Source organism: Aeromicrobium camelliae (genome assembly GCF_003850045.1).
Lineage (GTDB): Bacteria > Actinomycetota > Actinomycetes > Propionibacteriales > Nocardioidaceae > Aeromicrobium > Aeromicrobium camelliae.
In genome coordinates, this window is record NZ_RQJX01000001.1 from 230,120 (window position 1) to 252,190 (window position 22,071).

The 22,071-nt window shown below is 70.0% G+C and carries 24 protein-coding genes; 16 read left to right on the forward strand and 8 right to left on the reverse strand.

Translation table 11 applies throughout. The features are described 5' to 3' along the window. Positions 1-4: 4 nt before the first annotated feature. Entirely contained in the window at positions 5-1,150 is a 1,146-nt protein-coding gene (hemW, locus tag EHW97_RS01175; RefSeq protein WP_243696253.1) for a radical SAM family heme chaperone HemW, read from the forward strand. Between the two features lie 7 nt (positions 1,151-1,157). On the opposite strand, the gene EHW97_RS01180 is transcribed toward hemW, so the two are convergent. Then, complete coding sequence (locus EHW97_RS01180; RefSeq protein ID WP_124235328.1) at positions 1,158-1,994, reverse strand: DUF3097 domain-containing protein; 837 nt, start codon at positions 1,992-1,994, stop codon at positions 1,158-1,160. Beyond that, entirely contained in the window at positions 1,984-2,406 is a 423-nt protein-coding gene (locus EHW97_RS01185) for a hypothetical protein (protein ID WP_124235329.1), read from the reverse strand. Before EHW97_RS01185 ends, EHW97_RS01180 begins: the two co-directional genes overlap by 11 nt. 62 nt (positions 2,407-2,468) lie before the next feature. On the opposite strand from EHW97_RS01185, the gene hrcA reads away from it, so the two are divergent. The 6 genes from hrcA to EHW97_RS01215 all read left to right on the forward strand — a co-directional run bounded on the left by hrcA (position 2,469) and on the right by EHW97_RS01215 (position 7,915). After that, positions 2,469-3,500 carry a heat-inducible transcriptional repressor HrcA gene (hrcA, locus tag EHW97_RS01190; RefSeq protein WP_124235330.1) on the forward strand — a complete coding sequence of 344 codons (1,032 nt, stop codon included), beginning with the start codon at positions 2,469-2,471 and terminating at the stop codon, positions 3,498-3,500. A 9-nt stretch (positions 3,501-3,509) separates the two neighbouring features. Continuing rightward, positions 3,510-4,667, forward strand: a complete 1,158-nt coding sequence (gene dnaJ / locus EHW97_RS01195; protein ID WP_124235331.1) for a molecular chaperone DnaJ — start codon at positions 3,510-3,512, stop codon at positions 4,665-4,667. 64 nt (positions 4,668-4,731) lie between these two features. Continuing rightward, positions 4,732-5,076 (forward strand): histidine triad nucleotide-binding protein, encoded by a 345-nt coding sequence (locus EHW97_RS01200; RefSeq protein WP_124235332.1) that lies wholly within the window; start codon positions 4,732-4,734, stop codon positions 5,074-5,076. Between the two features lie 59 nt (positions 5,077-5,135). Further along, the gene (locus EHW97_RS01205; RefSeq protein ID WP_124235333.1) at positions 5,136-6,134 is read left to right on the forward strand and encodes a PhoH family protein; all 999 of its coding nucleotides are present in this window, start codon (positions 5,136-5,138) and stop codon (positions 6,132-6,134) included. Positions 6,135-6,152: 18 nt separating this feature from the next. Further along, positions 6,153-6,635: an rRNA maturation RNase YbeY gene (gene ybeY, locus EHW97_RS01210; protein WP_124235334.1), complete on the forward strand. Its 483-nt coding sequence runs from the start codon at positions 6,153-6,155 to the stop codon at positions 6,633-6,635. Further along, complete coding sequence (locus EHW97_RS01215) at positions 6,632-7,915, forward strand: hemolysin family protein (RefSeq protein WP_124235335.1); 1,284 nt, start codon at positions 6,632-6,634, stop codon at positions 7,913-7,915. The genes ybeY and EHW97_RS01215 overlap by 4 nt, the downstream gene beginning before the upstream one ends. Here the strand turns inward: EHW97_RS01215 and EHW97_RS01220 are convergent. Further along, entirely contained in the window at positions 7,872-8,612 is a 741-nt protein-coding gene (locus tag EHW97_RS01220; protein ID WP_166367341.1) for a carbon-nitrogen hydrolase family protein, read from the reverse strand. The genes EHW97_RS01215 and EHW97_RS01220 overlap by 44 nt on opposite strands. A gap of 40 nt (positions 8,613-8,652) precedes the next feature. On the opposite strand from EHW97_RS01220, the gene EHW97_RS01225 reads away from it, so the two are divergent. After that, positions 8,653-8,985, forward strand: a complete 333-nt coding sequence (locus EHW97_RS01225; protein WP_124235337.1) for a cytidine/deoxycytidylate deaminase family protein — start codon at positions 8,653-8,655, stop codon at positions 8,983-8,985. Next, positions 8,985-9,905 (forward strand): GTPase Era, encoded by a 921-nt coding sequence (gene era / locus EHW97_RS01230; RefSeq protein ID WP_124235338.1) that lies wholly within the window; start codon positions 8,985-8,987, stop codon positions 9,903-9,905. The genes EHW97_RS01225 and era overlap by 1 nt, the downstream gene beginning before the upstream one ends. On the opposite strand, the gene EHW97_RS01235 is transcribed toward era, so the two are convergent. After that, positions 9,902-10,180: an acylphosphatase gene (locus EHW97_RS01235; protein ID WP_124235339.1), complete on the reverse strand. Its 279-nt coding sequence runs from the start codon at positions 10,178-10,180 to the stop codon at positions 9,902-9,904. The genes era and EHW97_RS01235 overlap by 4 nt on opposite strands. Before the next feature lie 55 nt (positions 10,181-10,235). Between EHW97_RS01235 and EHW97_RS01240 the strand changes: the two genes are divergently transcribed. Further along, positions 10,236-11,252 carry a PHP domain-containing protein gene (locus EHW97_RS01240; RefSeq protein ID WP_124235340.1) on the forward strand — a complete coding sequence of 339 codons (1,017 nt, stop codon included), beginning with the start codon at positions 10,236-10,238 and terminating at the stop codon, positions 11,250-11,252. Positions 11,253-11,333: 81 nt separating this feature from the next. Here EHW97_RS01240 and EHW97_RS01245 read toward each other — a convergent pair whose 3' ends face one another. Beyond that, positions 11,334-11,786, reverse strand: a complete 453-nt coding sequence (locus tag EHW97_RS01245) for a flavodoxin family protein (protein ID WP_124235341.1) — start codon at positions 11,784-11,786, stop codon at positions 11,334-11,336. Between the two features lie 65 nt (positions 11,787-11,851). Between EHW97_RS01245 and EHW97_RS01250 the strand changes: the two genes are divergently transcribed. Genes EHW97_RS01250 through EHW97_RS01260 form a run of 3 tightly spaced genes read left to right on the forward strand, consistent with a single transcriptional unit; the run spans position 11,852 to position 16,085 of the window. Then, the gene (locus tag EHW97_RS01250; protein WP_124235342.1) at positions 11,852-12,778 is read left to right on the forward strand and encodes an AAA family ATPase; all 927 of its coding nucleotides are present in this window, start codon (positions 11,852-11,854) and stop codon (positions 12,776-12,778) included. Between the two features lie 2 nt (positions 12,779-12,780). Continuing rightward, positions 12,781-13,932 carry a DUF58 domain-containing protein gene (locus EHW97_RS01255; RefSeq protein ID WP_124235343.1) on the forward strand — a complete coding sequence of 384 codons (1,152 nt, stop codon included), beginning with the start codon at positions 12,781-12,783 and terminating at the stop codon, positions 13,930-13,932. After that, on the forward strand, positions 13,929-16,085 hold the full coding sequence (locus tag EHW97_RS01260; protein ID WP_124235344.1) for a transglutaminase TgpA family protein: 2,157 nt from the start codon (positions 13,929-13,931) through the stop codon (positions 16,083-16,085). Before EHW97_RS01255 ends, EHW97_RS01260 begins: the two co-directional genes overlap by 4 nt. 3 nt (positions 16,086-16,088) lie before the next feature. Here the strand turns inward: EHW97_RS01260 and EHW97_RS01265 are convergent, their stop codons facing one another. Then, on the reverse strand, positions 16,089-17,093 hold the full coding sequence (locus tag EHW97_RS01265; RefSeq protein WP_124235345.1) for a glutathione S-transferase C-terminal domain-containing protein: 1,005 nt from the start codon (positions 17,091-17,093) through the stop codon (positions 16,089-16,091). Between the two features lie 226 nt (positions 17,094-17,319). Here EHW97_RS01265 and leuA point away from each other — a divergent pair, with 226 nt between their 5' ends. Beyond that, the gene (gene leuA / locus EHW97_RS01270; protein WP_124235430.1) at positions 17,320-19,014 is read left to right on the forward strand and encodes a 2-isopropylmalate synthase; all 1,695 of its coding nucleotides are present in this window, start codon (positions 17,320-17,322) and stop codon (positions 19,012-19,014) included. 101 nt (positions 19,015-19,115) lie between these two features. On the opposite strand, the gene EHW97_RS01275 is transcribed toward leuA, so the two are convergent. Next, a complete protein-coding gene (locus EHW97_RS01275; protein WP_124235346.1) occupies positions 19,116-20,087 on the reverse strand; it encodes a quinone oxidoreductase family protein in 972 nt (323 codons plus the stop codon). 9 nt (positions 20,088-20,096) lie between these two features. Continuing rightward, complete coding sequence (locus tag EHW97_RS01280) at positions 20,097-20,498, reverse strand: hypothetical protein (RefSeq protein ID WP_124235347.1); 402 nt, start codon at positions 20,496-20,498, stop codon at positions 20,097-20,099. A 60-nt stretch (positions 20,499-20,558) separates the two neighbouring features. Here EHW97_RS01280 and recO point away from each other — a divergent pair, with 60 nt between their 5' ends. Together recO and EHW97_RS01290 are read left to right on the forward strand one after the other, a co-directional pair. Beyond that, positions 20,559-21,293 (forward strand): DNA repair protein RecO, encoded by a 735-nt coding sequence (gene recO / locus EHW97_RS01285; protein WP_124235348.1) that lies wholly within the window; start codon positions 20,559-20,561, stop codon positions 21,291-21,293. Then, the gene (locus EHW97_RS01290) at positions 21,290-22,057 is read left to right on the forward strand and encodes an isoprenyl transferase (protein WP_124235349.1); all 768 of its coding nucleotides are present in this window, start codon (positions 21,290-21,292) and stop codon (positions 22,055-22,057) included. The genes recO and EHW97_RS01290 overlap by 4 nt, the downstream gene beginning before the upstream one ends. Positions 22,058-22,071 lie beyond the last annotated feature (14 nt).

Consider the following 22,071-nt stretch of genomic DNA (forward strand, 5'->3'; position numbering starts at 1 on the left):
TCGCGTGACCGCCGAAGGAGCGACCGCCAGGGAGTGGGGTCGCTCCTTCGGCCTGTATCTGCACGTGCCGTTCTGCGACGTCCGCTGCGGCTACTGCGACTTCAACACCTACACCTCCGACGAGCTCGGCGAGGGTGCGACGCGGGCGCAGTACGCGGACTCGGCGCTCGCCGAGATCGCCCTCGCACGTGAGGCGGTAGGACAGCGCCGGGTCGACACCGTCTTCGTCGGCGGGGGAACCCCCACGCAGCTTGCCTCGTCCGAGCTCGTGCGGATGCTGCGGGGCATCGAGGACGCCTTCGGGTTCGCGCCCGACGTCGAGGTCACGACGGAGGCCAACCCCGACAGCGTCACGCCCGCCTCGCTGGCCGAGCTGCGCGACGGCGGGTTCACGCGGATCTCGTTCGGCATGCAGTCGGCGGTGCCGCACGTGCTGGCGATGCTCGACCGGACCCACGACCCGGCCGGGGTGCCGCAGGCCGTGCGCTGGGCGCGCGAGGCCGGGTTCGACCAGGTCAGTGTCGACCTCATCTACGGCACGCCCACCGAGAGCGTGGACGACTGGCGCCGCACGGTCGAGGACGCGCTCGCCATGGAGCCCGACCACATCAGCGCCTACGCGCTCATCGTCGAGCAGGGCACGGCCTTCGCCCGCAAGGTCAACCGCGGCCAGGTCACGATGCCCGACGACGACGAGACGGCTGACAAGTACGTCCTCGCCGATGATCTGTTCGCGCAGGCCGGGCTGCAGTGGTACGAGCTGTCGAACTGGGCTCGCGACGACGCAGCCCGCTGCCGGCACAACCTCGGGTACTGGTACAGCGGCGACTGGTGGGGGATCGGGCCGGGCGCCCACTCCCACGTGGCAGGGGAGCGGTGGTGGAACGTCAAGCACCCCGCTGCCTACGCGCAGCGAGTGTCCGCCGGTGCGTCCCCGCGCATGGACGGCGAGCGCCTCGACGACGCGTCACGCCGACTCGAGGACGTCATGCTGCGCATCCGGTTGCGCGAGGGGATCGAGCGGAGCGCGCTGGCGGGCGACCCGGAACCGCTGATCGCCCAGGGTCTGCTCGAACCGCGCGGTGATCGCGTCGTGCTGACGCTCGACGGCCGGCTCCTCGCCGACCACGTCGTCCGCGAACTCACCTAGCGGTCCGTCACCCCACGGTGGCGAAGTCGATGAGTTCCTCGACCCGGCCGAGGAACGCCGGTTCGAGGTCGGTGTAGGTCCGCACCCGCGACAGGATGTGCTTCCACGCCCGGGCGATGTCCGCCTGGTCCGCGTGCGGCCAGCCGAACGCGGCGCAGATGCCGCGCTTCCAGTCCGTGCCACGGGGGATGGTGGGCCACTCCCGGACGCCGATCCGTTCGGGTTTGACCGCCTGCCACACGTCGACGTAGGGGTGGCCGACGACGAGGACGTGCGGATGAGCACTGAACTGCTCGGCGATCCGCGACTCCTTGGACCCGGGGACGAGGTGGTCGACGAGGACACCGAGTCGTCGCTCGGCGGTGGGCGCGAAGTCGGCCACGATGGCGGCGAGATCGTCGATGCCGCCCAGGTACTCCACGGCGACACCTTCGGCGCGCAGATCATCGCCCCACACCTTCTCGACGAGCTCGGCGTCGTGGCGCCCCTCGACGTAGATCCGGCTCGGCAAGGCGACCTTGGCGCGCGTGTCAGCCGCCACCCGCGACCCCGATGCCGTGCGGGTGGGTGCGGCGGGGGCGTTGCGGGCGGGGGCGACGAGCACGACCGGCTTGCCCTCCATGAGGAAACCTGGCCCGAGCGGGAACGTCTTGCGACGCAGTCGGCGATCCTCGAGTTCGACGACGCCGAGGTCGCGCTCCACCCGCATGATCTCGCCGACGAAGCCGGTGGTGGCCTCCTCGACGACCAGGCCGGGATCGGCGGCCAGCTCGATCGAGCGGCCGCGCGGCGGGCGGCGCCAGTCGCCGGACAGCACGTCCTGGCCGTAGCGGTCAGAGCCCATGAACGACCTCCAGGAGTCGCTGGTGGAACCGCTCGACGTCGTCCTTGGAGCCGGAGTCGAGCGTGGTGTCGACGATGAGTCCGAGCGCGAGGTCGATGGCGGCGGGCCAGCTCGGCGGAACGTCAGCGGGCACCTGCTCGGTGACGAGGGCCCCGAGCGCCACGTGGGTGTCGCCGCCGTCGCTCACGACCATCGCGAGTTCTCCGCCTTCGGGTCCGTCGCCGAGGAACGAGACCTCCACGAAGGCCGTGCCGAGCTGCGTCGCCCACGCTCCGGCGAGGGAGCCGCCACGCGACTCGTGCGCGACCACCGAGCCGTCGGGCGCGGTGACGCGGTACGGCGTGTACACCAGCGTCGCGCCCTGCGAGCTCACCGCGATCGCGCCGTCGTCGCGCACCTCGAGATCGACCACCTCGCTAGAGTGGCACTTGGAATCCACGAGTGCCAGTGCGACACGGGGAGGTGAGCGCGATCATGTCGGAGGAACGTCGGCTCGAGGTGCTGCGCGCCATCGTCGAGGACTACGTCGCGACGCAGGAACCCGTCGGATCGCGCGCGCTCGTCGAGCGGCACCACCTCGGCGTCTCGCCTGCGACGATCCGCAACGACATGGCCACCCTCGAGGACGAGGGCTACATCACCCAACCGCACACCAGCGCGGGGCGCATCCCGACCGACAAGGGCTACCGGATGTTCGTCGACCGCCTGGCCACGGTCAAGGCGATGTCGCCGGCGGAGCGGCGGGCCATCGAGACCTTCCTGGCCGGCGCGGTCGACGTCGACGACGTGATCCAGCGCAGCGTGAAAGTCCTCGCGCAACTGACCAACCAGGTCGCGATCGTGCAGTACCCCTCGCTGACCCGCTCCACCGTGCGGCACATCGAGCTCGTGGCGCTGGAGTCCGCGCGGATGCTGCTCGTCGTCATCACCAGCAGCGGCCGCGTGGAGCAGCGCATCGTCGAGCTGGAGGAGACCCCGAACGAGGAGCTCGTCGCCGATCTGCGGTCCCGCATCATCCGCGCGACGGTGGGCGAGCGGCTTCCCGAAGCCTCGCTCAACCTCGCCGAGATCATCGGCACCTTCGCCCCCGGCGACCGGCCGATCGTCACGAGCATCGTCACGACATTGAGCCAGACGTTCTCCAACGAGCGATCCGACGAACGCATCGCTGTCGGCGGCACCGCCAATCTGGCGCGGTTCGGCGCCGATTTCGACACCGCCATCCGGCCCGTGCTGGAGGCGCTGGAGGAGCAGGTCGTGCTGCTGAAGCTGCTCGGCGAAGCCAGCCGGCCGCGCCCCACCGACCATCCGCAAGTGCGGATCGGCTCCGAAACAGGTCACGAGGGCTTCGCCGGAACCGCCGTCGTCTCCAGTCCGTACGGGTCGGACGCGGAGATCCTGGCGACGCTCGGTACCGTCGGACCCACCCGCATGGACTACCCGGGCACGATCGCCGCCGTCGGTGCGGTCGCCCGTTACGTCGGCCGGATCCTCGCGGACGGCTGAGGAAGAGACATGGCACAGGACTATTACGAACTCTTGGGCGTGACGCGTCAGGCGACGCCCGAGGAGCTGAAGAAGGCGTACCGCAAGCTCGCGCGCCGACTGCACCCGGACGTCAACGACGCTCCCGACGCGGCAGAGCGGTTCAAGGAGGTCTCGCAGGCCTACGAGGTGCTGTCGGACCCGCAGAAGCGTGCGGTCTACGACCGCGGCGGCGACCCGTTCGGTGGCCGCGGCATGGGCGGCGGCTTCGGCCAGGGCTTCAGCTTCGACGACATCATGGACGCGTTCTTCGGGCAAGGGGCGTCGTCGCGCGGCCCTCGCTCGCGCGTCCAGCGCGGCTCGGACGCCCTGTTGCGGGTGGCGATCACGCTCGCCGACGCGGCGTTCGGCGTGACCCGCGAACTCAAGGTCGACACCGCGGTCGTCTGCGACGTGTGCGCGGGCTCGGGGGCTCGCGAAGGCTCGGAACCGGTCACCTGCGGTACCTGTCACGGTCACGGCGAGGTGCAGTCGGTCCAGCGGTCGCTGCTCGGTGACATCCGCACGTCCCGACCCTGCCCGACCTGCCACGGCTTCGGCACCGTGGTCCCCGACCCGTGCCAGGAGTGCGGCGGTGACGGGCGTGTCCGGGCGCGGCGCAGCATCACCGTCAACATCCCCGCCGGCGTCGATGACGGCAACCGCATCCAGCTGGCGGGTGAAGGTGAGGTGGGCCCTGGCGGCGGGCCGGCGGGCGATCTCTACGTCGAGGTTCGCGTCCAGCGGCATGAGTTCTTCACCCGCAAGAGCGACCAGTTGGCCTGCCAGGTGACCGTCCCGATGACGGCGGCGGCGCTCGGCACGCGGATCGAGATCCCGACCTTGGAGTCCGAGCGGGCCGACCTCGCGGACACCGCCCCTTCGACCGTGCCGATCGACGTCCCCCCGGGAACCCAGTCCGGCGAGACGATCGTCGTTCGCGGTCAGGGCGTGACCCGGTTGCGCGGCAGCGGCCGCGGCGACCTGGTCGTTCAGGTCGTCGTCGAGACGCCGAGCGGCCTGGACGAGCGGCAGCGCGAGCTGCTTCTCGAACTCGCCCGCCTCCGCGACGAGGAGCGTCCCGAGACGGTCGTCAGCCACGCGCACAAGGGCGGGGTTTTCGGTCGCATCCGCGACGCCTTCAAGTGACGTTCCGGCCACTCATCCGCACGTGAGCAGGTGACGGACCGCCCGGCGTTCGTACACTGACGCCATGGCCTCCGACTGTGTGTTCTGCAAGATCGTCGCGGGAGAGATCCCGGCCGAGATCGTTGCCGAGTCCGACCAGACCATCGCGTTCCGCGACATCAACCCCAAGGCGCCCGTGCACGTCCTGGTGATCCCGCGCGAACACCAGCCCGACATCGCCAGCCTCGCCGCTGCGTCTCCCACCGTCGCGGCGGAGATGCTCGAGCAGAGCCGCGTGGTCGCGCGGCAGGAGGGCTACGAGGACTACAACCTCGTGTTCAACACCGGCGCCGACGCTGGGCAGACGGTCTTCCACGCACATGCGCATGTGCTCGCGGGAGTGGACGTCGCCAAGCTCTTCCTCGCCTGATCGTGCTGTCGGCGCGAATGGCGACGCGACAGTGCGCGGCCCCGTAGACTGGACAGCGTATGACTGATGACATTCGCGCTCGCCACGTGTTCACCGTGCCGTCGAGCGTCCCGGCAGTGGCCCTGTTCGGTCCTGCCGACGAGTTCCTGCGCCTCATCGAGGACTCCTTCGAGGCGCGTATCCATGCCCGCGGCAACGAGATCACGGTCGAGGGCGAGCCGCCCGAGGCCGCCCTCGTCGAGCGCCTGCTCGACGAACTCGTCACGATTCTGCGCACCGGGCAGTCGCTGAGCCGCGAGACGGTCGAGCGCAGCATCTCGATGCTGCGCGCCGAGACCCAGGAGCGTCCCGCCGAGGTGCTCAGCCTCAACATCCTGTCCAACCGCGGCCGCACGATCCGGCCCAAGACTCTCAACCAGAAGCGGTACGTCGACGCGATCGACGAGCACACCATCGTGTTCGGGATCGGTCCGGCCGGCACCGGCAAGACGTATCTCGCGATGGCCAAGGCCGTGCAGGCGCTGCAGGCCAAGGAGATCACCCGCATCATCCTGACCCGGCCGGCGGTCGAGGCAGGCGAGCGACTCGGCTACCTGCCGGGCACGTTGAGCGAGAAGATCGATCCCTACCTGAGGCCGCTCTACGACGCGCTGCACGACATGCTCGACCCCGACTCGATCCCCAAGCTGCTGACCAGCGGGGTCATCGAGGTCGCGCCGCTGGCGTACATGCGCGGGCGCACCCTCAACGACGCGTTCATCATCCTCGACGAGGCGCAGAACACCACCGCCGAACAGATGAAGATGTTCCTCACCCGCCTGGGATTCAACTCCAAGATGGTCGTCACGGGCGACGTCACGCAGGTCGACCTCCCCGGCGGTGCCACGAGCGGCCTTCGGGTGGTCGAGGGCATCCTCGGCGACGTCCGCGACATCCACTTCTCGCGGCTGACCAGCAACGACGTCGTCCGGCACAAGCTCGTCGGGCGCATCGTCGCGGCCTACGACACCTACGAGGCCGGTCGCCGTGACGTCAAGGGAGCTCATGAGCGAGCCTGAGCGACGCGGGACGTCGGCATGAGTGTCGACGTCCTCAACGAGTCCGGGGTCGACGTCGACGTCACCACGTTGACCCGGCTCTGCCGGTTCGTGCTGCGGCGCATGCGGTTGCATCCGCAGACGGAGATGACGATGCGGCTCGTCGAGCCCGCCACCATCGCCACGCTCAACGAGCAGTGGATGGGCAAACAGGGGCCGACCGACGTGCTCTCCTTCCCCATGGACGAGCTCACGCCCGGCCGGGATGAGCCCGATGACGACGAGGACCCGGGCTACCTCGGCGACATCGCGTTGTGCCCGCAGATCGCCGAGCAGCAGGCGCCCGCCGCCGGGCACGACCGCGACGACGAGATCGCGCTGCTGACGGTCCACGGGATGCTGCACCTCATGGGGTACGACCACGCGACGCCCGAGGAGCACGCCGAGATGTTCGGCATCCAAGGGCGCTTGCTGGTCGAGTGGCACGAGACCGCCGCAGGGAAGGACCCTGACGCGCCGTGACCGTGACGCCGTTGCTGCTCGCCGTGGTGCTGGCCGTGGTGGCCGGCGTCCTCGTCAGCATCGATGCGGCCATCTCGTCGTTCTCGCGCGCTCGCGCGGAGGAGTTGGCGGAGTCGGGCAGCGCCGGGGCCAAGCGGCTCGGCACGATCCTGGAGGACCCGGCCCCGTACCTCAACACCGTCCTGCTGCTGCGCATCCTCGCCGAGACGGCGAGCATCGTCCTGGTCGCCGCCGTGATCGCCGATCAGGTCGAGGGCCTGTGGAGCAACGTCCTCATCGCCGTCGCGATCATGACCGTGGTCAGCTTCGTCGCGATCGGCGTCGGGCCGCGCACGGTCGGCAAGCAGCACGCCGAACGCATCGCGATCGCGTCCGCGTGGCCGGTCATCGTGCTCACCGCGCTGCTCGGCCCGTTGCCGAAGTTCCTCATCCTCGTCGGTAATGCCCTGACCCCCGGTAAGGGGTTCAGCGAGGGACCGTTCGCGTCCGAAGTCGAGGTCCGCGAACTCGTCGATCTCGCCGCCGCCTCCGCCGTCATCGAGAGCGACGAGTCGCGCATGATCCAGTCCGTCTTCGAACTGGGCGACACCATCGTGCGCGAGGTCATGGTGCCGCGCCCTGACCTCGTCTTCATCGAGCAGCACAAGACCCTGCGCCAGGCCATGAGCCTTGCTCTGCGCAGCGGGTATTCCCGTATCCCCGTGGTGGGGGAGAACCTCGACGACGTCGTGGGCATGGCGTACCTCAAAGACATCACCAAGCGCGTCTTCGACAACCACGTCGCCGAGACCACTGAGAAGGTCGACTCCATCAGCAGGCCGTGCATGTTCGTCCCCGACACGAAGAAGGTCGACGACCTGCTGCGGGAGATGCAGGCCGAGCGCACCCACGTGGCGATCGTCGTCGACGAGTACGGCGGGACCGCCGGGATGGTGACGATCGAGGACATCCTCGAGGAGATCGTCGGCGAGATCACCGACGAGTACGACACCGAGCCCGACGAGCGGGAGCGGCTCTCCGACGGCTCCTGGCGGGTGAGCGCGCGCTTCGAGGTCGACGATCTCGAGGACCTGTTCGGCACACCCGTTGAGGACGACGACGTCGACTCGGTCGGCGGTCTCATGGCCAAGCACCTCGGCAAGGTGCCGATCCCGGGCAGCGTGGTGGAGGTCGACGGTCTGCGTTTCGAGGCTCAGGCGCCAGCCGGTCGGCGCAACCGCATCGGGCGGGTGCTGGTCAGCCGTGCCGAACCGGTGGACGGCGAAGCGCCGGAGCGCTGAGGTCGAACAGCACGATCGTCTCGTCCCGACCGTCGGCGGCGGCCAGGAGTGTGCCTCGATCCCACGCACCGCTGCGGCCCGCGGGGGCCCACCCGCCCGTCGGGGCGGCATGATTGGCGAACGCGACGACGCCGCCGAGCAGCGTCGAGGCGGATGCGGCCTGACGCGCCTCCAGTTCGTAGCCCTCCGCCGAGACGAGCGAACCGAGCAACCAGGCGTCGGCATCGAGCGTGGCCGCTTCCCTCACCTGCTCCTGCGAGCCCAGGTCGGCGCACACGCCCACGGCGATCCGGCTGTCGCCGACCGACACCACGAGCGGCGTGGTTCCCGGCGTGAAGACGTCCGTCTCGCGGCCGAAGAGCCGCCGTTTGGCGTAGACGCGGATGTGCTCGCCGTCCACGACGAGCGCGGCGAGCCGCCGTCGCCCGTCGAGCATGGTCGGCGCACCGACGATCGCGGTCGCGCCGGTCGCGGCGCACGCCTCCCGCAGCGGCGCGAGCCGCGGGTCGTCGGAGGTGAGGGTGAGGGCGGGGTCGGCCGCCACGCGATCGAGCTCGTAGCCCGTGAGCGAGAGTTCCGGATAGCCGACCAGGCGGGCGCCGCGCGCCGCTGCCTGCCCGATCCACGCGGCGTGGCGCTCCACGTTGCCCGCGAGGTCGCCGGGGACGCTGGCGGACTGGACGAGAGCGACGTGCACGATGCGAGGGTAGCGGGGGTCGCCCGTTACCCTTCACCTCATGGACTTGTCGGCTGAAGACGCCAAGCTCGTCACGCTCGCCCGGGCTACCCGCGCGCGTAACGGGGTCTCGCAGGGTGCGGCCGTGCGCGACCTCGACGGCCGCACCTACGCCGCGTCCACCGTGGCGATGGACGCGCTGCAGCTCTCCGCACTCGACCTCGCCGTCGCGATGGCCGTGTCGTCGGGCGCCAAGGGCCTGGAGGCCGCGGCGGTCGTCACCGAGGGCGACGTCCCCATCCGCACCGACACCGTCGCGGAGTTCGGCGGGGCCGGCGTCCCGGTGATCGTCGCCGACGCTGCGGGCACCGTCGACACCGTGCTGGACGCCTGATGAGCGAGGTCTTCCGCTCCGGATTCGTCTGCTTCGTCGGCCGTCCCAACGCCGGCAAATCGACGCTCACCAACGCGCTCGTGGGTGACAAGATCGCGATCACCTCGTCGCGTCCGCAGACCACACGGCACGCGGTCCGTGGTCTCGTCCACCGTCCCGACGGCCAGCTGGTGCTCGTCGACACTCCGGGGCTTCACAAGCCGCGGACGCTGCTGGGCGAGCGGTTGAACGACCTCGTCCGTTCGACCTGGTCCGAGGTCGACATCGTCGGTATGTGCTTCCCGGCCGACCAGCGGATCGGCCCGGGCGACCGATTCCTCGTCCGCGAGCTCTCCTCGCTGCGTCGCAAGCCGATGTTCGCCATCGCCACCAAGACCGACCTCGTCTCGCCCGAGCGGCTCGCCCAGCACCTGCAGGCCATCGTCCAGGCGGGACAGGATGAGGGCATCGAATGGGCCCAGATCGTGCCGGTGTCGGCCGTCGCCGGCGAGCAGGTCGAGCTTCTCGCCGACCTGCTCCTCGACGCCCTGCCCGAAGGTCCTGCCTTCTACCCGGAGGGGCAGCTCACCGACGAACCGGAAGAGACCCTCGTCGCGGAGATCGTGCGCGAGGCAGCGCTCGAAGGCGTTCACGACGAACTACCCCACTCGCTCGCCGTCACGGTCGAGGAGATGGTTCCGCGTGAGGACCGGCCCGCGGACAAGCCGTTGTTGGACGTACGGGTCAACGTCTACGTCGAGCGTGACAGCCAGAAGGGCATCATCATCGGCAAGAAGGGTGCGCGGCTGCGGGAGATCGGGGCGACCTCCCGGCAGCAGATCGAGCGTCTGCTCGGAACCCCGGTGTACCTCGACCTGCACGTCAAGGTCGCGAAGGACTGGCAGCGTGACCCCAAGCAGCTGCGCAAGCTGGGCTTCTAGCGCGTCGTGAACTGCTGCGCGCCGGTGGGCTCGTCGTCGTTGACCTCGACCGACTCGACCTGAGCGCGGCTCGGGCCGGTGTGACACCAGTCGATCAGCTGCTGCACCGCGGCCGACGGCCCTTCGAACACCGCCTCGACGCTGCCGTCGGAACGGTTGCGCACCCAGCCGGCGACACCGGCACGATGCGCCTCCTGTTCGCACGACGCGCGGAAGAACACCCCCTGGACGAGGCCGCGGACGATGACATGGCGAGCGATCACGTCGTCGGTCATGACTCCATCACACCATCGCGAGGCGCGTGGCGTGCTCCGATGGCACGATGCGGGCATGGATCCCGTCGAAGCCCTGCGCGAGATCGGTTTCTGGCTCGAGCGTGAGCGGGCCACGTCGTACCGGGTCGAGGCCTTCCGGCGTGCGGCGGCCGTCCTGGCGCCGCTGAGCGCGGAGGAGGTGGCACGCCGGGCCGAGCGCGGCGAGCTCGCGAGGATGAAGGGGATCGGCCCCAAGTCTCTCGCCGTCGTGGAGGAGGCGCTTGCCGGCGAGGTGCCGGCCTATCTGGCTGACCTCCGTTCCCGCAACGATGCGCCGCTCGCTGACGGCGGCCGGGACCTGCGGGCGCAGCTGCGCGGCGACCTTCACATGCACTCGGACTGGTCCGACGGAGGCTCGCCGATCGAGGAGATGGTGCGGGCGGCGCGGTGGCGTGGCCGTGAGTACGTCGCGCTCACCGACCACTCGCCGCGCCTGACGGTGGCGAACGGGTTGAGCGCCGATCGCCTGCGCACCCAACTCGACGTCGTCGACGCCATCAACGAGGAGTCCGATGACCTGGTGCTGCTGAGCGGCATCGAGGTCGACATCCTCGAAGACGGCCGGCTGGATCAGGACGACGACCTTCTCGATCGGCTCGACGTCGTCGTGGCGAGCGTCCATTCGAAGCTGCGGATGGATCGCGGTCCCATGACACGCCGCATGATCCGAGCCGTCGAGCACCCCCGGACCACGGTCCTCGGGCACTGCACGGGTCGACTCGTGGAAGGTAGCCGCGGCAAGCGGCCGGAGTCGCAGTTCGACGCGAAGGCGGTGTTCGAGGCGTGTGCCGCGAACGGCGTGGCCGTCGAGATCAACTCACGGCCGGAGCGCCAAGATCCGCCCGAGCGTCTCATCGAGGTCGCGCTGGAGGCGGGTTGTCTCTTCGCGATCGACACCGATGCTCACGCGCCCGGCCAGCTCGACTTCCTCGACTACGGTGCGGAGCGAGCGGCGGCGGCTGGGATTCCCGCAGAGCGCATCATCACGGCCTGGCCCCTCGACCGTCTCCGCGCCTGGGCCCGGGGTAGTTGAGGGAGATTCGCAGTCACGCAGTGACGTCGATCCTCCCCGCAGGTGACAGATTCCCTACTGAACCTGGTAAACCGTCACGGGTCAGGAGGTGAGGACGGCGCCGAGGGTGCCGCCGAGTTCGTAGGCGCGCTCGAGGTGGTGCTCGGTGACCTCGCCAGTGAACACGAGGGGTTCGGCGGCCAGTCGCCAGCCCAGCCCGGTCGTGATCGACTCCATCGCCCGTTCGGCGCCGGTCGTGTCGTAACCGCCGTGAATCCAGTAGGAGAACGGGCGCTGCGCGGTCGGCTCACGCACCGCGTCATAGGTGGTGTCGAAGAAGTGCTTGAGCGCGCCGCTGATGTACCCGAAATTGGCGGTCGTGCCGAGGAGGTAGCCGTCAGCGGCGAGAACGTCGTCGACGGTCGCCTCCAGCGCCGGACGTTCGACGACCTCGACGTCCTCGAGGGCGTCGTCGCGCGTCCCGGCCAGCACGGTGTCGGCGAGCCGTGCGACGTTCTCCGTGGGCGAGTGGTGGACGACCAGTAGACGAGGCATGGCCCGACGGTAATCGCACCGCTCGTTCTCGCGCACGCCGACCACGAGGTGCCTAGGATCGTTTCATGGATCTCGCCGCGGCAGCCCGCGCCCTCCACGACAACGTGAGTCGGGTCATCGACGGCAAGCCGGATGCCATCGACACGGCCATCGTCGTGCTGCTGGCCGAAGGTCATCTGCTCATCGAGGACGTCCCGGGCGTGGGCAAGACCGCCCTGGCCCGCGCGCTCGCTCGTTCCGTGGACGGCAGCGTCAACCGGGTCCAGTTCACCCCCGACCTCCTCCCCTCGGACATCACCGGCGTCTCGGTGTTCGACCAGGCCACGGCCCGTTTCGAGTTCCGCCCCGGAGCCGTCTTCGCCCACGTCGTGATCGGCGACGAGATCAACCGCGCCTCGCCCAAGACGCAGTCGGCCCTGCTGGAGGCGATGAGTGAGCGCCAGGTGTCGGTCGACGGCACGACGTATCAGCTCAGCCGGCCGTTCATGGTCGTCGCGACGCAGAACCCGCTCGAGATGGAGGGCACGTACGCCCTGCCCGAGGCGCAGCGCGATCGGTTCATGGCCCGCATCTCCATGGGATATCCCGACGCCGCCGCCGAGTTGGACATGATCCACGGTCACGACCGCACCGAGCCGATCGACGCCCTCGAGCCGGTGGTGTCACTGGAGGACTTCGCCGCCATGATCGCTGAGGCGCGCGCTGTCCACGTGTCCGACGCGGTCGGCCGCTACGTCGTCGACATCGCCACCGCCACGCGCTCCGACGAGCGCCTCCTGCTCGGCGCCAGCCCGCGCGCCACCCTCCAGCTGGTCCGTGCGGCCAAGGCCTATGCCGCCGTGCGCGGGCGCGAGTTCGTGGTGCCGGACGACATCGACGCCCTGGCGGTGTCGGTTCTCGCGCATCGCCTCATCGTCCAGCGCGGCGAGCCAGAGGCCGAGCACATCGTCCGTTCCATCGTCGACCGCACGCCGGTGCCGACAGGTTCGTGACCGTGTCCTGGTCACGCTGGCCGACGCCGACCCGACGTGGGGCCGCCTTCCTCGTCGCGGCGGTCCTCGCGGTCGTGTGCGCGTTCGCGTGGTCGGTGCCGGTCCTCGTGCAGGTGGCCGGGGTCCTCGTCGGCATCCTCGCGTTGGCGCTGATCGCCGTCGCCTTCGGTCGTCCCGCGTGGAGCGCCGAGCGCGACGTGGATCCGCGAGTCGCCGATCCCGGCGAGCCGATCGGGGTCCACGTCCGTCTGAGGCGCGAAGGGCACAGTGCGCTCGACGTCGTCGAGTGGTGGGAGGACGCGTCGGGCGGTGGTCACAGCGGCGTGCTGCTCGACGAGGGCCGCGGCCGCGCCCCGGGCGCCCGTTACGAAGTCCGGCTCTCGCAGCGCGGCCGCCACCGGATCGGTCCGACGAGCGTGCGGGTCAGTGATCCCTTCGGCCTGGCTAGCCGCTGGGTCGAACTGCCGGGGGAGTCCTCTGTCGTCGTGCTTCCGCGGCGCGTGCCGCTCTCGTCCGACAGTCCGCTCATGCAGGTCCTCGGCGGCCGCGACCATCTCGTGGAGCACCGGGCCAGTGCGCGTGGTCTCGGCGAACCCGACGTCCTGGCCCGCCCGTACCGCTTCGGCGACCCGGTCAAGCTGCTGCACTGGAAGGCCACCGCCCACCGCGGTTCGCTCATGGTGCGTCAAGAGGAGCAGCAGACCCGCCGGCGCGTGGTGCTGGTCGTCGACACGCGCGGCGGCGACGAACGCGACCTCGACTGGCGAGTCGATGCGGCGGCGTCGGTGCTCGAACGGTTGCACCGCGACGATGCCGACGTCCAGGTCGTCGTCGACGAAGCGACGGTGGACGTGGCACCCGACGTGGCACCGCAGGAGGCGCTGATCGCGCTCGCCCTCGCCGCGCCGAGCGCGAGCATCGCCCGATGGGGCGATCTCGGTGCCGATCGACTCGTCTTCGCGGGACGCATCGACGTCGAGACGGCTCGCCATTGGCTCGGCCAACCCGATCGCGCCCCGGCCGCCGTCTTCGTCCACGCCTCGAGCGACGCCGACGCTGTGGAGATGCTGCGGCGCGAGGGGTGGGCGTGCGTGCGGTACCGCGACCGTGACGACGTGGCACAGCTCTGGATCGAAGCCGAGGTGCGGTCATGACGCCGAGGCCGGGCAACGGCGCCAGCCTGGCGGCTCTCGTCGGCCTCCTCGGTGTGCTGTGGGGATTCGGCAACGTGCTGCAAGGCGACGTCTGGTGGTGGCGCGTCGCCCTGGTGATGGTCGGCGTGCACGCGGTCCTGTTCCTCCTTCGCCGCCGCGGGCTCCGGTTGGCGCCGCTCGCCGGTCTGGTCGCGCTCGGGCTGCTGGTGGTGTGGGTCTTCGTGCCGGGCAGCACCCTGCTCGGTATCCCGACGCCGGCGACGGCGCACGCGCTGCGGCAGCATCTCAGCCTCGCCATCGCGGTCGTCGCCGAGGAGCAAGCACCTTTGATCCCGCCCGAGCCGCTGATGACCGGCATGGCGCTCGGTTTCGGCATGTTGGTGATCGTGGTGGACGCCTTCGCGCGGTCCCGCCGGTTCGCGCTGTGGGGCGTCGGCGCCGTGTACGCGACGGGGCTCGGGATCGCGTCACTCATCGTCGGTGCGAACCCGCCGCTCCTGGCGTTCGTCGTCGCTGCAGCGGGCTGGCTCGCCATCGTCGCGGCGCGCTCGTCCGTCCCGTCCACGTCCCGGCTGGTACTCGCCTCGGTCATGGGAACCGTGGCGCTGGTCGCCGGCGTCCTCGCTCCCTCGGTCGTGGCCGCCGATCTCACGCCCGCCGCCTCGACGTGGGGTCGGGCGCCCGTGGACGTCTTCGGGCGCGGCATCAACCCCATGGTGCGGCTGGGGGAGAACCTGCGGCGCGGGGACTCGGTCGAAGTGCTGCGCTCCATCACCACCGCTGAGGAACCGCCCTACCTGAAGGTCGCGACCTTGGTGGACATGGAGGGCGGCACGTGGGCGCCGATCGACGATCCCGACGGGCTCCCTTACGAGCAACCGCTCGAGGACATCGATCCGGACATCGAGAGCACCGTGGAGGAGATCAGCATCGCGGTCGACGACCTCGACTCGACGATGCTGCCGATGCCGTACCCCGCCGAAGGCGTCCGCGGACTGGTGGGCACGTGGTCCTGGCATCCCGTCGGCGGAACGGTGCGGTCGCGAACCGAGACCACCCGCGGCCAGACCTACGTCGCCGACTACGTGGAGCTCGACCCCGATGCGAATCAGATGCGCGAGCGCCAGGCGCTGCTGCCGCCGGCGATGATGGGGCGCTATCTCGCCCTGCCCGACGACACGCCACCGCAGATCGCCGCCGTGGCGCGCTCCCGGACGGCAGGGCTGACCAACGACTACGACCGCGTCGTCGCGCTCCAGGACTGGATGCGCGAGGACTTCAGGTACTCCGAGACCTCCCCGGTGGCGGAGGGCTACGACGGCAACGGCGTCGAGGTCATCGAGCGCTTTCTGGTGGAGGAGCAGGCCGGCTACTGCGTCCACTTCTCCTCCGCGCTCGCCGTGATGGCTCGCTCGCTCGGTATCCCGGCTCGCATCGCCGTGGGGTACGCACCGGGTGAGCCGGCCGGGCGAACCAACGACGGCGAGCGTGTCTACTCCACGTCGTCTGATGCGCTTCACGCCTGGACGGAGATCTACTTCGAGGGCGCAGGCTGGGTGCGGTTCGACGCGACCCCCGGGGTGGGCCGGGCAACCGGCTTCGACGAGCCCACGATCTCAGGGCAGGCTTCCGTCGGTGATCTGCCCAACGCGGGCAACGCCACCGGCGGGACGCCGCAGGACCCGCGGTCGTTGACGGAGGGGGAGCAGGGAGCGGACGCCGCGGACGAGGGTGCGGCGGGCGGTCCCTCGCAGGCGGTCGTCGCGGCCGTCGGCGGCATCGCGGTGACACTCCTGCTGCTCGTCCCCGGAGTTGCTCGACGCGCACGGCGATGGTGGCGCTGGCGCCGAGGCCGGGACCAGGCCGAACCGCTCTGGCGCGAGATCACCGACACCGCCACGGATCTCGGGATCGACGTCCCGATCCGAGCCACGATGCGGCGCCAGGCCGAGCCGCTGAAGGACCACGCCGGTCCCGGGCTCGTGGCCGTCGTCGCATCGGTCGAACGCGAACGGTATGCGGCGTCGCCGGGGAACGTCGCGGTGCTGGACGAAGCCCGATCCAGCGTTCGTGCTCTGGAGGATTCCGTGCCCACTTGGCGCCGCTGGCTGGCCCGGTACTTCCCGCGGTCGCTCGTCCGCCGCTCAAACTGAGTCCTATCCGCGCCCGTGCGGCTCCAGCCAGACCGAGGCGTCCGGGCCCTTGGGCACGATCTGCGTCGGGTTGATGTCGGTCTGCACGACGTAGTAGTGCGCCTTGATCTGCTCGAAGTCGATCGAGTCGCCGAAGGCCGGAATCTGGTAGAGGTCGCGAGCGTAGCCCCACAGGTTCGGCATCTCGGTCAGCTTGTTGCGGTTGCACTTGAAGTGGCCGTGATACACCGCGTCGAAGCGCGCGAGGGTGGTGAACAGCCGGACGTCGGCTTCGGTGACCGCATCGCCCATGAGGTAGCGGCGCGTGGAGAGACGGTCCTCCAGCCAGTCCATCGCGGTCCAGAGCCGGTCGTAAGCCGCGTCATAGGCCTCCTGGGAACCGGCGAAACCGCAGCGGTATACGCCGTTGTTGACCTCGTGGAAGACGCGCACCATGAGGTCCTCCATCTCGTCGCGCACGTCGTCGGGCCACAGGTTCGGCGCGTCCGGCTTGTGGTGGTCGCGCCACTCGAAGAAGAAGTCGTGGGTGATCCACGGGAAGTCGTTGGTCACGACCTTGCCGGTCTCGACCTCGACGATCGCGGGAACGGTGATGCCGCGCGGGTAGTCCGGGTACCGGGCGAAGTAGGCGTCCTGCAGTCGCTCGATGCCGAGGACGGGGTCGACGCCGTCGGGATCGAGATCGAACGTCCAGCTGCGCTTGTCGTGGGTCGGGCCGGGCATACCGAGGCTGATGACCTCCTCGAGTCCGAGCAGTGAGCGCACGATGATCGATCGGTTGGCCCACGGGCAGGCCTTGGCCGCGATGAGCCGATAGCGGCCCGGCTCGACCGGCCAGCGCGGCGCGTCCGAGGGGCTGCTCTTGCCCGTTCCCGCGCGGTCGTCAACCGGCGCGCCACCGTGCGCCGTGATGCGGTCGGGGATGTAGTTCATGTCGCGGTCGAACTCCTCGCCCGCGGTGACGTAGGCGCCGGAGGTGGAGTGGTCGGACTCGGTCGAGGAACTCATGCCACCAGTCTGCCCCAGGGGCGCGATCACGGCCTTCGATCCATGAGGTGCTACTGTGGCCGTGACATGCGCTACGCGAACCTCCTCCTTCGCTGCCGCGTCGAGGTCCACTAGGTCGGGCCCCTCGGCGCGGAGTTCGTCGTGACCGGCCGCACGTGACGAACCACATGTCCCCGAGGAGCCCATCGTGAAGAACAACATCGTCTCTGCCCAGCAGACCTCTCCCATGCCGTTCGGGCGCTACCGCGCCTTCGAGCCCATCGATCTGCCCGACCGCACCTGGCCGTCCCAGACGATCACCGCAGCGCCGCGCTGGCTGTCCACCGATCTGCGCGACGGCAACCAAGCCCTCATCGACCCCATGACGCCCGCGCGCAAGCGCCGCATGTTCGACCTGCTGCTGCGCATGGGCTTCAAGGAGATCGAGGTCGGCTTCCCGTCGGCCAGCGACACCGACTTCCAGTTCGTGCGCGACCTGATCGAGCAGGACCTCATCCCCGATGACGTCACCATCTCGGTGCTGACCCAGGCCCGCGAAGACCTCATCGAGCGCACCACGCAGTCCCTGCGGGGCGCGAAGCGCGCGAACATCCACCTGTACAACGCCGTGGCCCCGCTGTTCCGGCGCGTGGTGTTCAACGCCTCGCGTGACGAGGTCCGCGCCATCGCCACCCGCGGGACCGAGATGGTCATGAAGTACGCCGAGCAGAACATGGGCGACACCGCGTTCGGCTACCAGTACAGCCCGGAGATCTTCACCGGCGCCGAGCTGGATTTCTCCGTCGAGGTCTGCAACGCGGTCATGGACGTCTGGCAGCCCGAGGACGGCCGCGAGATCATCCTCAACCTGCCGGCCACGGTCGAGATGGCGACGCCCAACACGTACGCTGATCAGATCGAGTGGTTCAGCCGCAACGTCGAGCACCGCGAGCACGTGGCGATCAGCCTGCACCCGCACAACGACCGCGGCACCGCGGTCGCGGCGACGGAGCTGGCGATGATGGCCGGAGCCGACCGCGTCGAGGGCTGCCTGTTCGGCCACGGTGAGCGCACCGGCAACGTCGACCTGGTGACGCTCGGCATGAACCTGTTCAGCCAGGGCATCGACCCGCAGCTGGACTTCAGCGACATCGACGAGATCCGCCGCACGGTGGAGTACTGCACCAACCTGCCGGTCCACCCGCGCCACCCGTACGCCGGCGACCTCGTCTACACGGCCTTCAGCGGCTCGCACCAGGACGCGATCAAGAAGGGCCTGGAGGACCTCGAGCGGGCCGCCGCCGAGCAGGGCGTGCCCGTGGCCGAGGTCGCGTGGGAGGCTCCGTACCTGCCGATCGACCCGCACGACGTCGGCCGCACCTACGAGGCCGTCATCCGGGTCAACAGCCAGTCGGGCAAGGGCGGCGTCGCCTACATCCTCAAGGCCGAGCACCAGCTGGACCTGCCGCGCCGGCTCCAGATCGAGTTCAGCCGCGTCGTCCAGCACATGAGCGAGGGCGAGGCCGGCGAGATCGAGGCGTCCCGGATCTGGGAGGCGTTCCGCCGCGAGTACCTGGATCGCGAGGAGCCGTACGCGCTGGAGAGCTTCAGTTCCACGACGACGGCCGAGGGTTACGACGAGCAGATCGTCGACCTGATCGTCCGCGGCGAGCACCGTTCGTTCAAGGGTGAGGGCAACGGCCCCGTGGCGGCGTTCGTCGACGGCATGCGGCAGGCCGGCGCCGACATCCGCGTGCTCGACTACAGCGAGCACGCGCTGTCTGCCGGCGGCGACGCTCTCGCCGCCGCGTACGTCGAGTGCGACATCGCCGGTGAGGTCGTGTGGGGTGTGGGCATCCACGCCAACATCGTCACGGCGTCGCTGCGCGCGGTGGTCTGCGCCGCGAACCGCGCCGCCGCCACCACCATCCCCGCCGTCTGACCCGCGCTCCGCACCGCGGGGAGCGTCAACCTCCGCGAGTGGTGCAGCTTCGTCACTCAGCCGCGTCACACGCGACGAATCTGCACCACTCGCGGATCAGGTCAGGGGAGCAGCAGGAGCTTTCCGGTCGTTCGGCGCCCGGCGAGATCCTCGTGCGCGCGGCCGGCGTCCTGCATCGGATAGGTTCCGCCGATCCGTACGTCCAGCTCGTCGGCGGCGATCGCCTCGAACAGGTCAGATGCGCGTCGCTCCAGCTCCTCGCGGTCGGCGATGAAGTGCGCGAGCGACGGGCGGGTGAGGACGAGGGACCCCTTGGCGTTGAGCGTCTGCGGGTCGACGGGGGAGACCGGCCCGCTCGAGGCGCCGAACAGCACCAGCGTCCCGCGGGTGCGGAGCGCGTCGAGGCTGCCGTCGAACGTGTCCGCTCCGACCCCGTCGAAGACCACCCGCGCGCCAGTACCGCCGGTCAACTCACGCACCCTTTCGGTGAATCCGTCGTATCCGACGATCACCTCGTTGGCACCGGCGGCCCGCGACAATGCGGCCTTCTCCTCGGTCGAGACCGTCGTGATGACCCGAACGTCTTCGCGGGTGAGGAGCTGGGTCAGCAGGAGACCCACCCCGCCGGCGCCCGCGTGCACGAGCACGGTGTCGCCCGGTTCGAGCGCGACGATCGAGTGCGTGAGAAAGTGAGCGGTCATACCCTGCAGAAGCACGGCGGCTGCCTGCTCGTCGCTGACGCCGTCAGGAACCGGCACCGCGAGCGCCCCCGGCACCGTGGCGAACTCCGCGTACCCACCCGTGCCCATCGCCCAGGCGACTCGGTCGCCCTCCGCAAATCGATCGCGCAAGTGCTCGCCGACGTCGACCACGCGACCGGCGCCCTCCTTGCCGGGGGTGAACGGCAGCGGCGAGTCGTAGATTCCGGTGCGCAGGTAGATGTCGATGAAGTTGACCCCGGCGGCCCCGACCTCGACCAGGAGCTCATCGGGCCCCGGCGTCGGCCGCGGCACCTCCTGCCAGGTCATGACCTCCGGTCCGCCGGTCAGTTCGATGACGATCGCGTGGCTCATGGCGCCAGCCTAGGCCTCGGCGGGTTTCTCCCGGGCGGCGTCGACGCCGAGGGCCGCGAGAAGCCGCGGCAAGGCGAGAGCGGCCACCGATGACACCGCCCACACCACCAGGGCACCCCAGAACCAGGCGCTCAGCCCCGAGATCCAGATGGCCCCGCCGAACCACGAGGCGATGACGAGTGCGATCACGGTGGCGCCGATACCGCTCAGCCCCACGAGCGCGCGAGCTCGGGCTTCCGCCACCCGGCCGAGCCACGCGGTCACGACACTCTGCACGATGGCGTAGATCACGACCGTGGTGACGAAGCCGAAGAGCCGCACGCGGAACCCGTCCACGAACCCTGCGGCGGCGAGCAGCCCGAGGGCGGCGGAACCGAGGAAGACGCCGATCATGACGAGAAGCCTGGCCATGGCGGTCAGCCTACGGTGTCGTACCGGCTCCCCCGAGGTGGTTCGCGGCACAATGGACAGGTGAGCCTCTACCGTGATGCCGCCATCGTGCTGCGCACCCACAAGCTGGGTGAAGCCGATCGCATCATCACGCTCCTCACCCGCGAACGCGGCGTGGTCCGGGCGGCGGCGCGCGGCGTCCGCAAGACCTCGAGCCGGTTCGGCGCCCGGCTGGAGCCGTTCATGCACGTCGATCTGCAACTCGGCGAAGGCAAGTCGCTGGACTTCATCACCCAGGCCGTCACCATCACGCCGTTCGCCAAGTGGCTCGGCGACGACTACGGCGCCTACACAGCAGGCTGTGCGATGCTCGAGACCGCTGAGCGCCTCGTCGCCGACACCGCCGAGCCCTCCGTGCCGCAGTTCACGCTCCTCGTCGGCGCCCTGCGCGCGCTCACCGAGAAGCGACACGACCCCGGCCTCATCCTCGACTCGTTCCAGCTCCGCTCGCTCGCGATCGCGGGCTACGCGCCCTCGTTCGGTGCATGCGCGCGCTGCGGCCGGGAGGGTCCGCACCGGTTCGTGCACGTGCCGTCCGGGGGTGTCCTGTGCGATCACTGCCGGGTGGCCGGTTCGACCGTGCCGTCGCCGGCCACGATCGCGCTGCTCGGCGCCCTGCTCGCCGGGGACTGGCCGTCCGTCGACTCCTCCGACGACCGCTCCCGGCGCGAGGCCACCGGTATCGTGGCCGCTTACTTGTCCTGGCATCTCGAGCGCGGCCTGCGCTCCCTGGCTCACGTGGATCGATACTCATGACCCAGCCGGCACCCCGGCCTCCGCGTCCGCACCCCTCCGGTGCGCGTCCCCCTCACCTCGCTCCCGATCAGGTTCCGGCCCACGTCGCCATCGTCATGGACGGCAACGGCCGCTGGGCCAAGCAGCGCGGGCTTCCGCGTACGGCCGGCCACGAGATGGGGGAGGCCGCGCTCTTCGACGTCGTCGAGGGGGCCATCGAGATCGGCGTCAAGGCCGTCTCGGCCTACGCGTTCTCCACCGAGAACTGGAAGCGCTCGCCCGACGAGGTGCGGTTCCTCATGGGCTTCAACCGCGACGTCATCCGCCGGCGCCGCGACGAGATGCACGAGCTCGGCGTCCGCGTGCGCTGGGCCGGACGGCGGCCGCGGTTGTGGCGCAGCGTCATCCGCGAGCTCGAGATCGCCGAGGAGATGACCCGGCACAACACGGTGATGACGCTGACGATGTGCGTCAACTACGGCGGCCGAGCCGAGATCGCCGATGCCGCCGCGGCGCTCGCCCGCGACGTCAAGGCCGGACGTGTCGACCCCGACCGCATCACCGAGACCACGTTCGCCCGGTACCTGGACGAGCCGTGGATGCCCGACGTCGACCTGTTCTGGCGCACGTCGGGCGAACAGCGCACGAGCAACTTCCTGCTGTGGCAGTCGGCGTACGCGGAGATGGTGTTCAGCGACATCGCCTGGCCCGACGTCGACCGCCGTGCGCTGTGGGCCGCCGTCGAGGAGTACGCTGCGCGCCAACGCCGCTTCGGGTCGGCGTAAGGAACAGCGCCCGC

Bases quoted from the DNA above. Each gene is read 5' to 3' on its own strand.
- EHW97_RS01180 (WP_124235328.1), bottom strand. From the start codon at position 1,994: ATGGGCTCTGACCGCTACGGCCAGGACGTGCTGTCCGGCGACTGGCGC.
- EHW97_RS01240 (WP_124235340.1), top strand. From the start codon at position 10,236: ATGGATCCCGTCGAAGCCCTGCGCGAGATCGGTTTCTGGCTCGAGCGT.
- era (WP_124235338.1), top strand. From the start codon at position 8,985: ATGAGCGAGGTCTTCCGCTCCGGATTCGTCTGCTTCGTCGGCCGTCCC.
- EHW97_RS01275 (WP_124235346.1), bottom strand. From the start codon at position 20,087: ATGAGCCACGCGATCGTCATCGAACTGACCGGCGGACCGGAGGTCATG.
- EHW97_RS01290 (WP_124235349.1), top strand. From the start codon at position 21,290: ATGACCCAGCCGGCACCCCGGCCTCCGCGTCCGCACCCCTCCGGTGCG.
- EHW97_RS01235 (WP_124235339.1), bottom strand. From the start codon at position 10,180: ATGACCGACGACGTGATCGCTCGCCATGTCATCGTCCGCGGCCTCGTC.
- EHW97_RS01265 (WP_124235345.1), bottom strand. From the start codon at position 17,093: ATGAGTTCCTCGACCGAGTCCGACCACTCCACCTCCGGCGCCTACGTC.
- EHW97_RS01250 (WP_124235342.1), top strand. From the start codon at position 11,852: ATGGATCTCGCCGCGGCAGCCCGCGCCCTCCACGACAACGTGAGTCGG.
- EHW97_RS01280 (WP_124235347.1), bottom strand. From the start codon at position 20,498: ATGGCCAGGCTTCTCGTCATGATCGGCGTCTTCCTCGGTTCCGCCGCC.
- EHW97_RS01260 (WP_124235344.1), top strand. From the start codon at position 13,929: ATGACGCCGAGGCCGGGCAACGGCGCCAGCCTGGCGGCTCTCGTCGGC.
- hrcA (WP_124235330.1), top strand. From the start codon at position 2,469: ATGTCGGAGGAACGTCGGCTCGAGGTGCTGCGCGCCATCGTCGAGGAC.
- leuA (WP_124235430.1), top strand. From the start codon at position 17,320: ATGCCGTTCGGGCGCTACCGCGCCTTCGAGCCCATCGATCTGCCCGAC.
- dnaJ (WP_124235331.1), top strand. From the start codon at position 3,510: ATGGCACAGGACTATTACGAACTCTTGGGCGTGACGCGTCAGGCGACG.
- EHW97_RS01205 (WP_124235333.1), top strand. From the start codon at position 5,136: ATGACTGATGACATTCGCGCTCGCCACGTGTTCACCGTGCCGTCGAGC.
- EHW97_RS01200 (WP_124235332.1), top strand. From the start codon at position 4,732: ATGGCCTCCGACTGTGTGTTCTGCAAGATCGTCGCGGGAGAGATCCCG.
- EHW97_RS01245 (WP_124235341.1), bottom strand. From the start codon at position 11,786: ATGCCTCGTCTACTGGTCGTCCACCACTCGCCCACGGAGAACGTCGCA.
- ybeY (WP_124235334.1), top strand. From the start codon at position 6,153: ATGAGTGTCGACGTCCTCAACGAGTCCGGGGTCGACGTCGACGTCACC.
- EHW97_RS01225 (WP_124235337.1), top strand. From the start codon at position 8,653: ATGGACTTGTCGGCTGAAGACGCCAAGCTCGTCACGCTCGCCCGGGCT.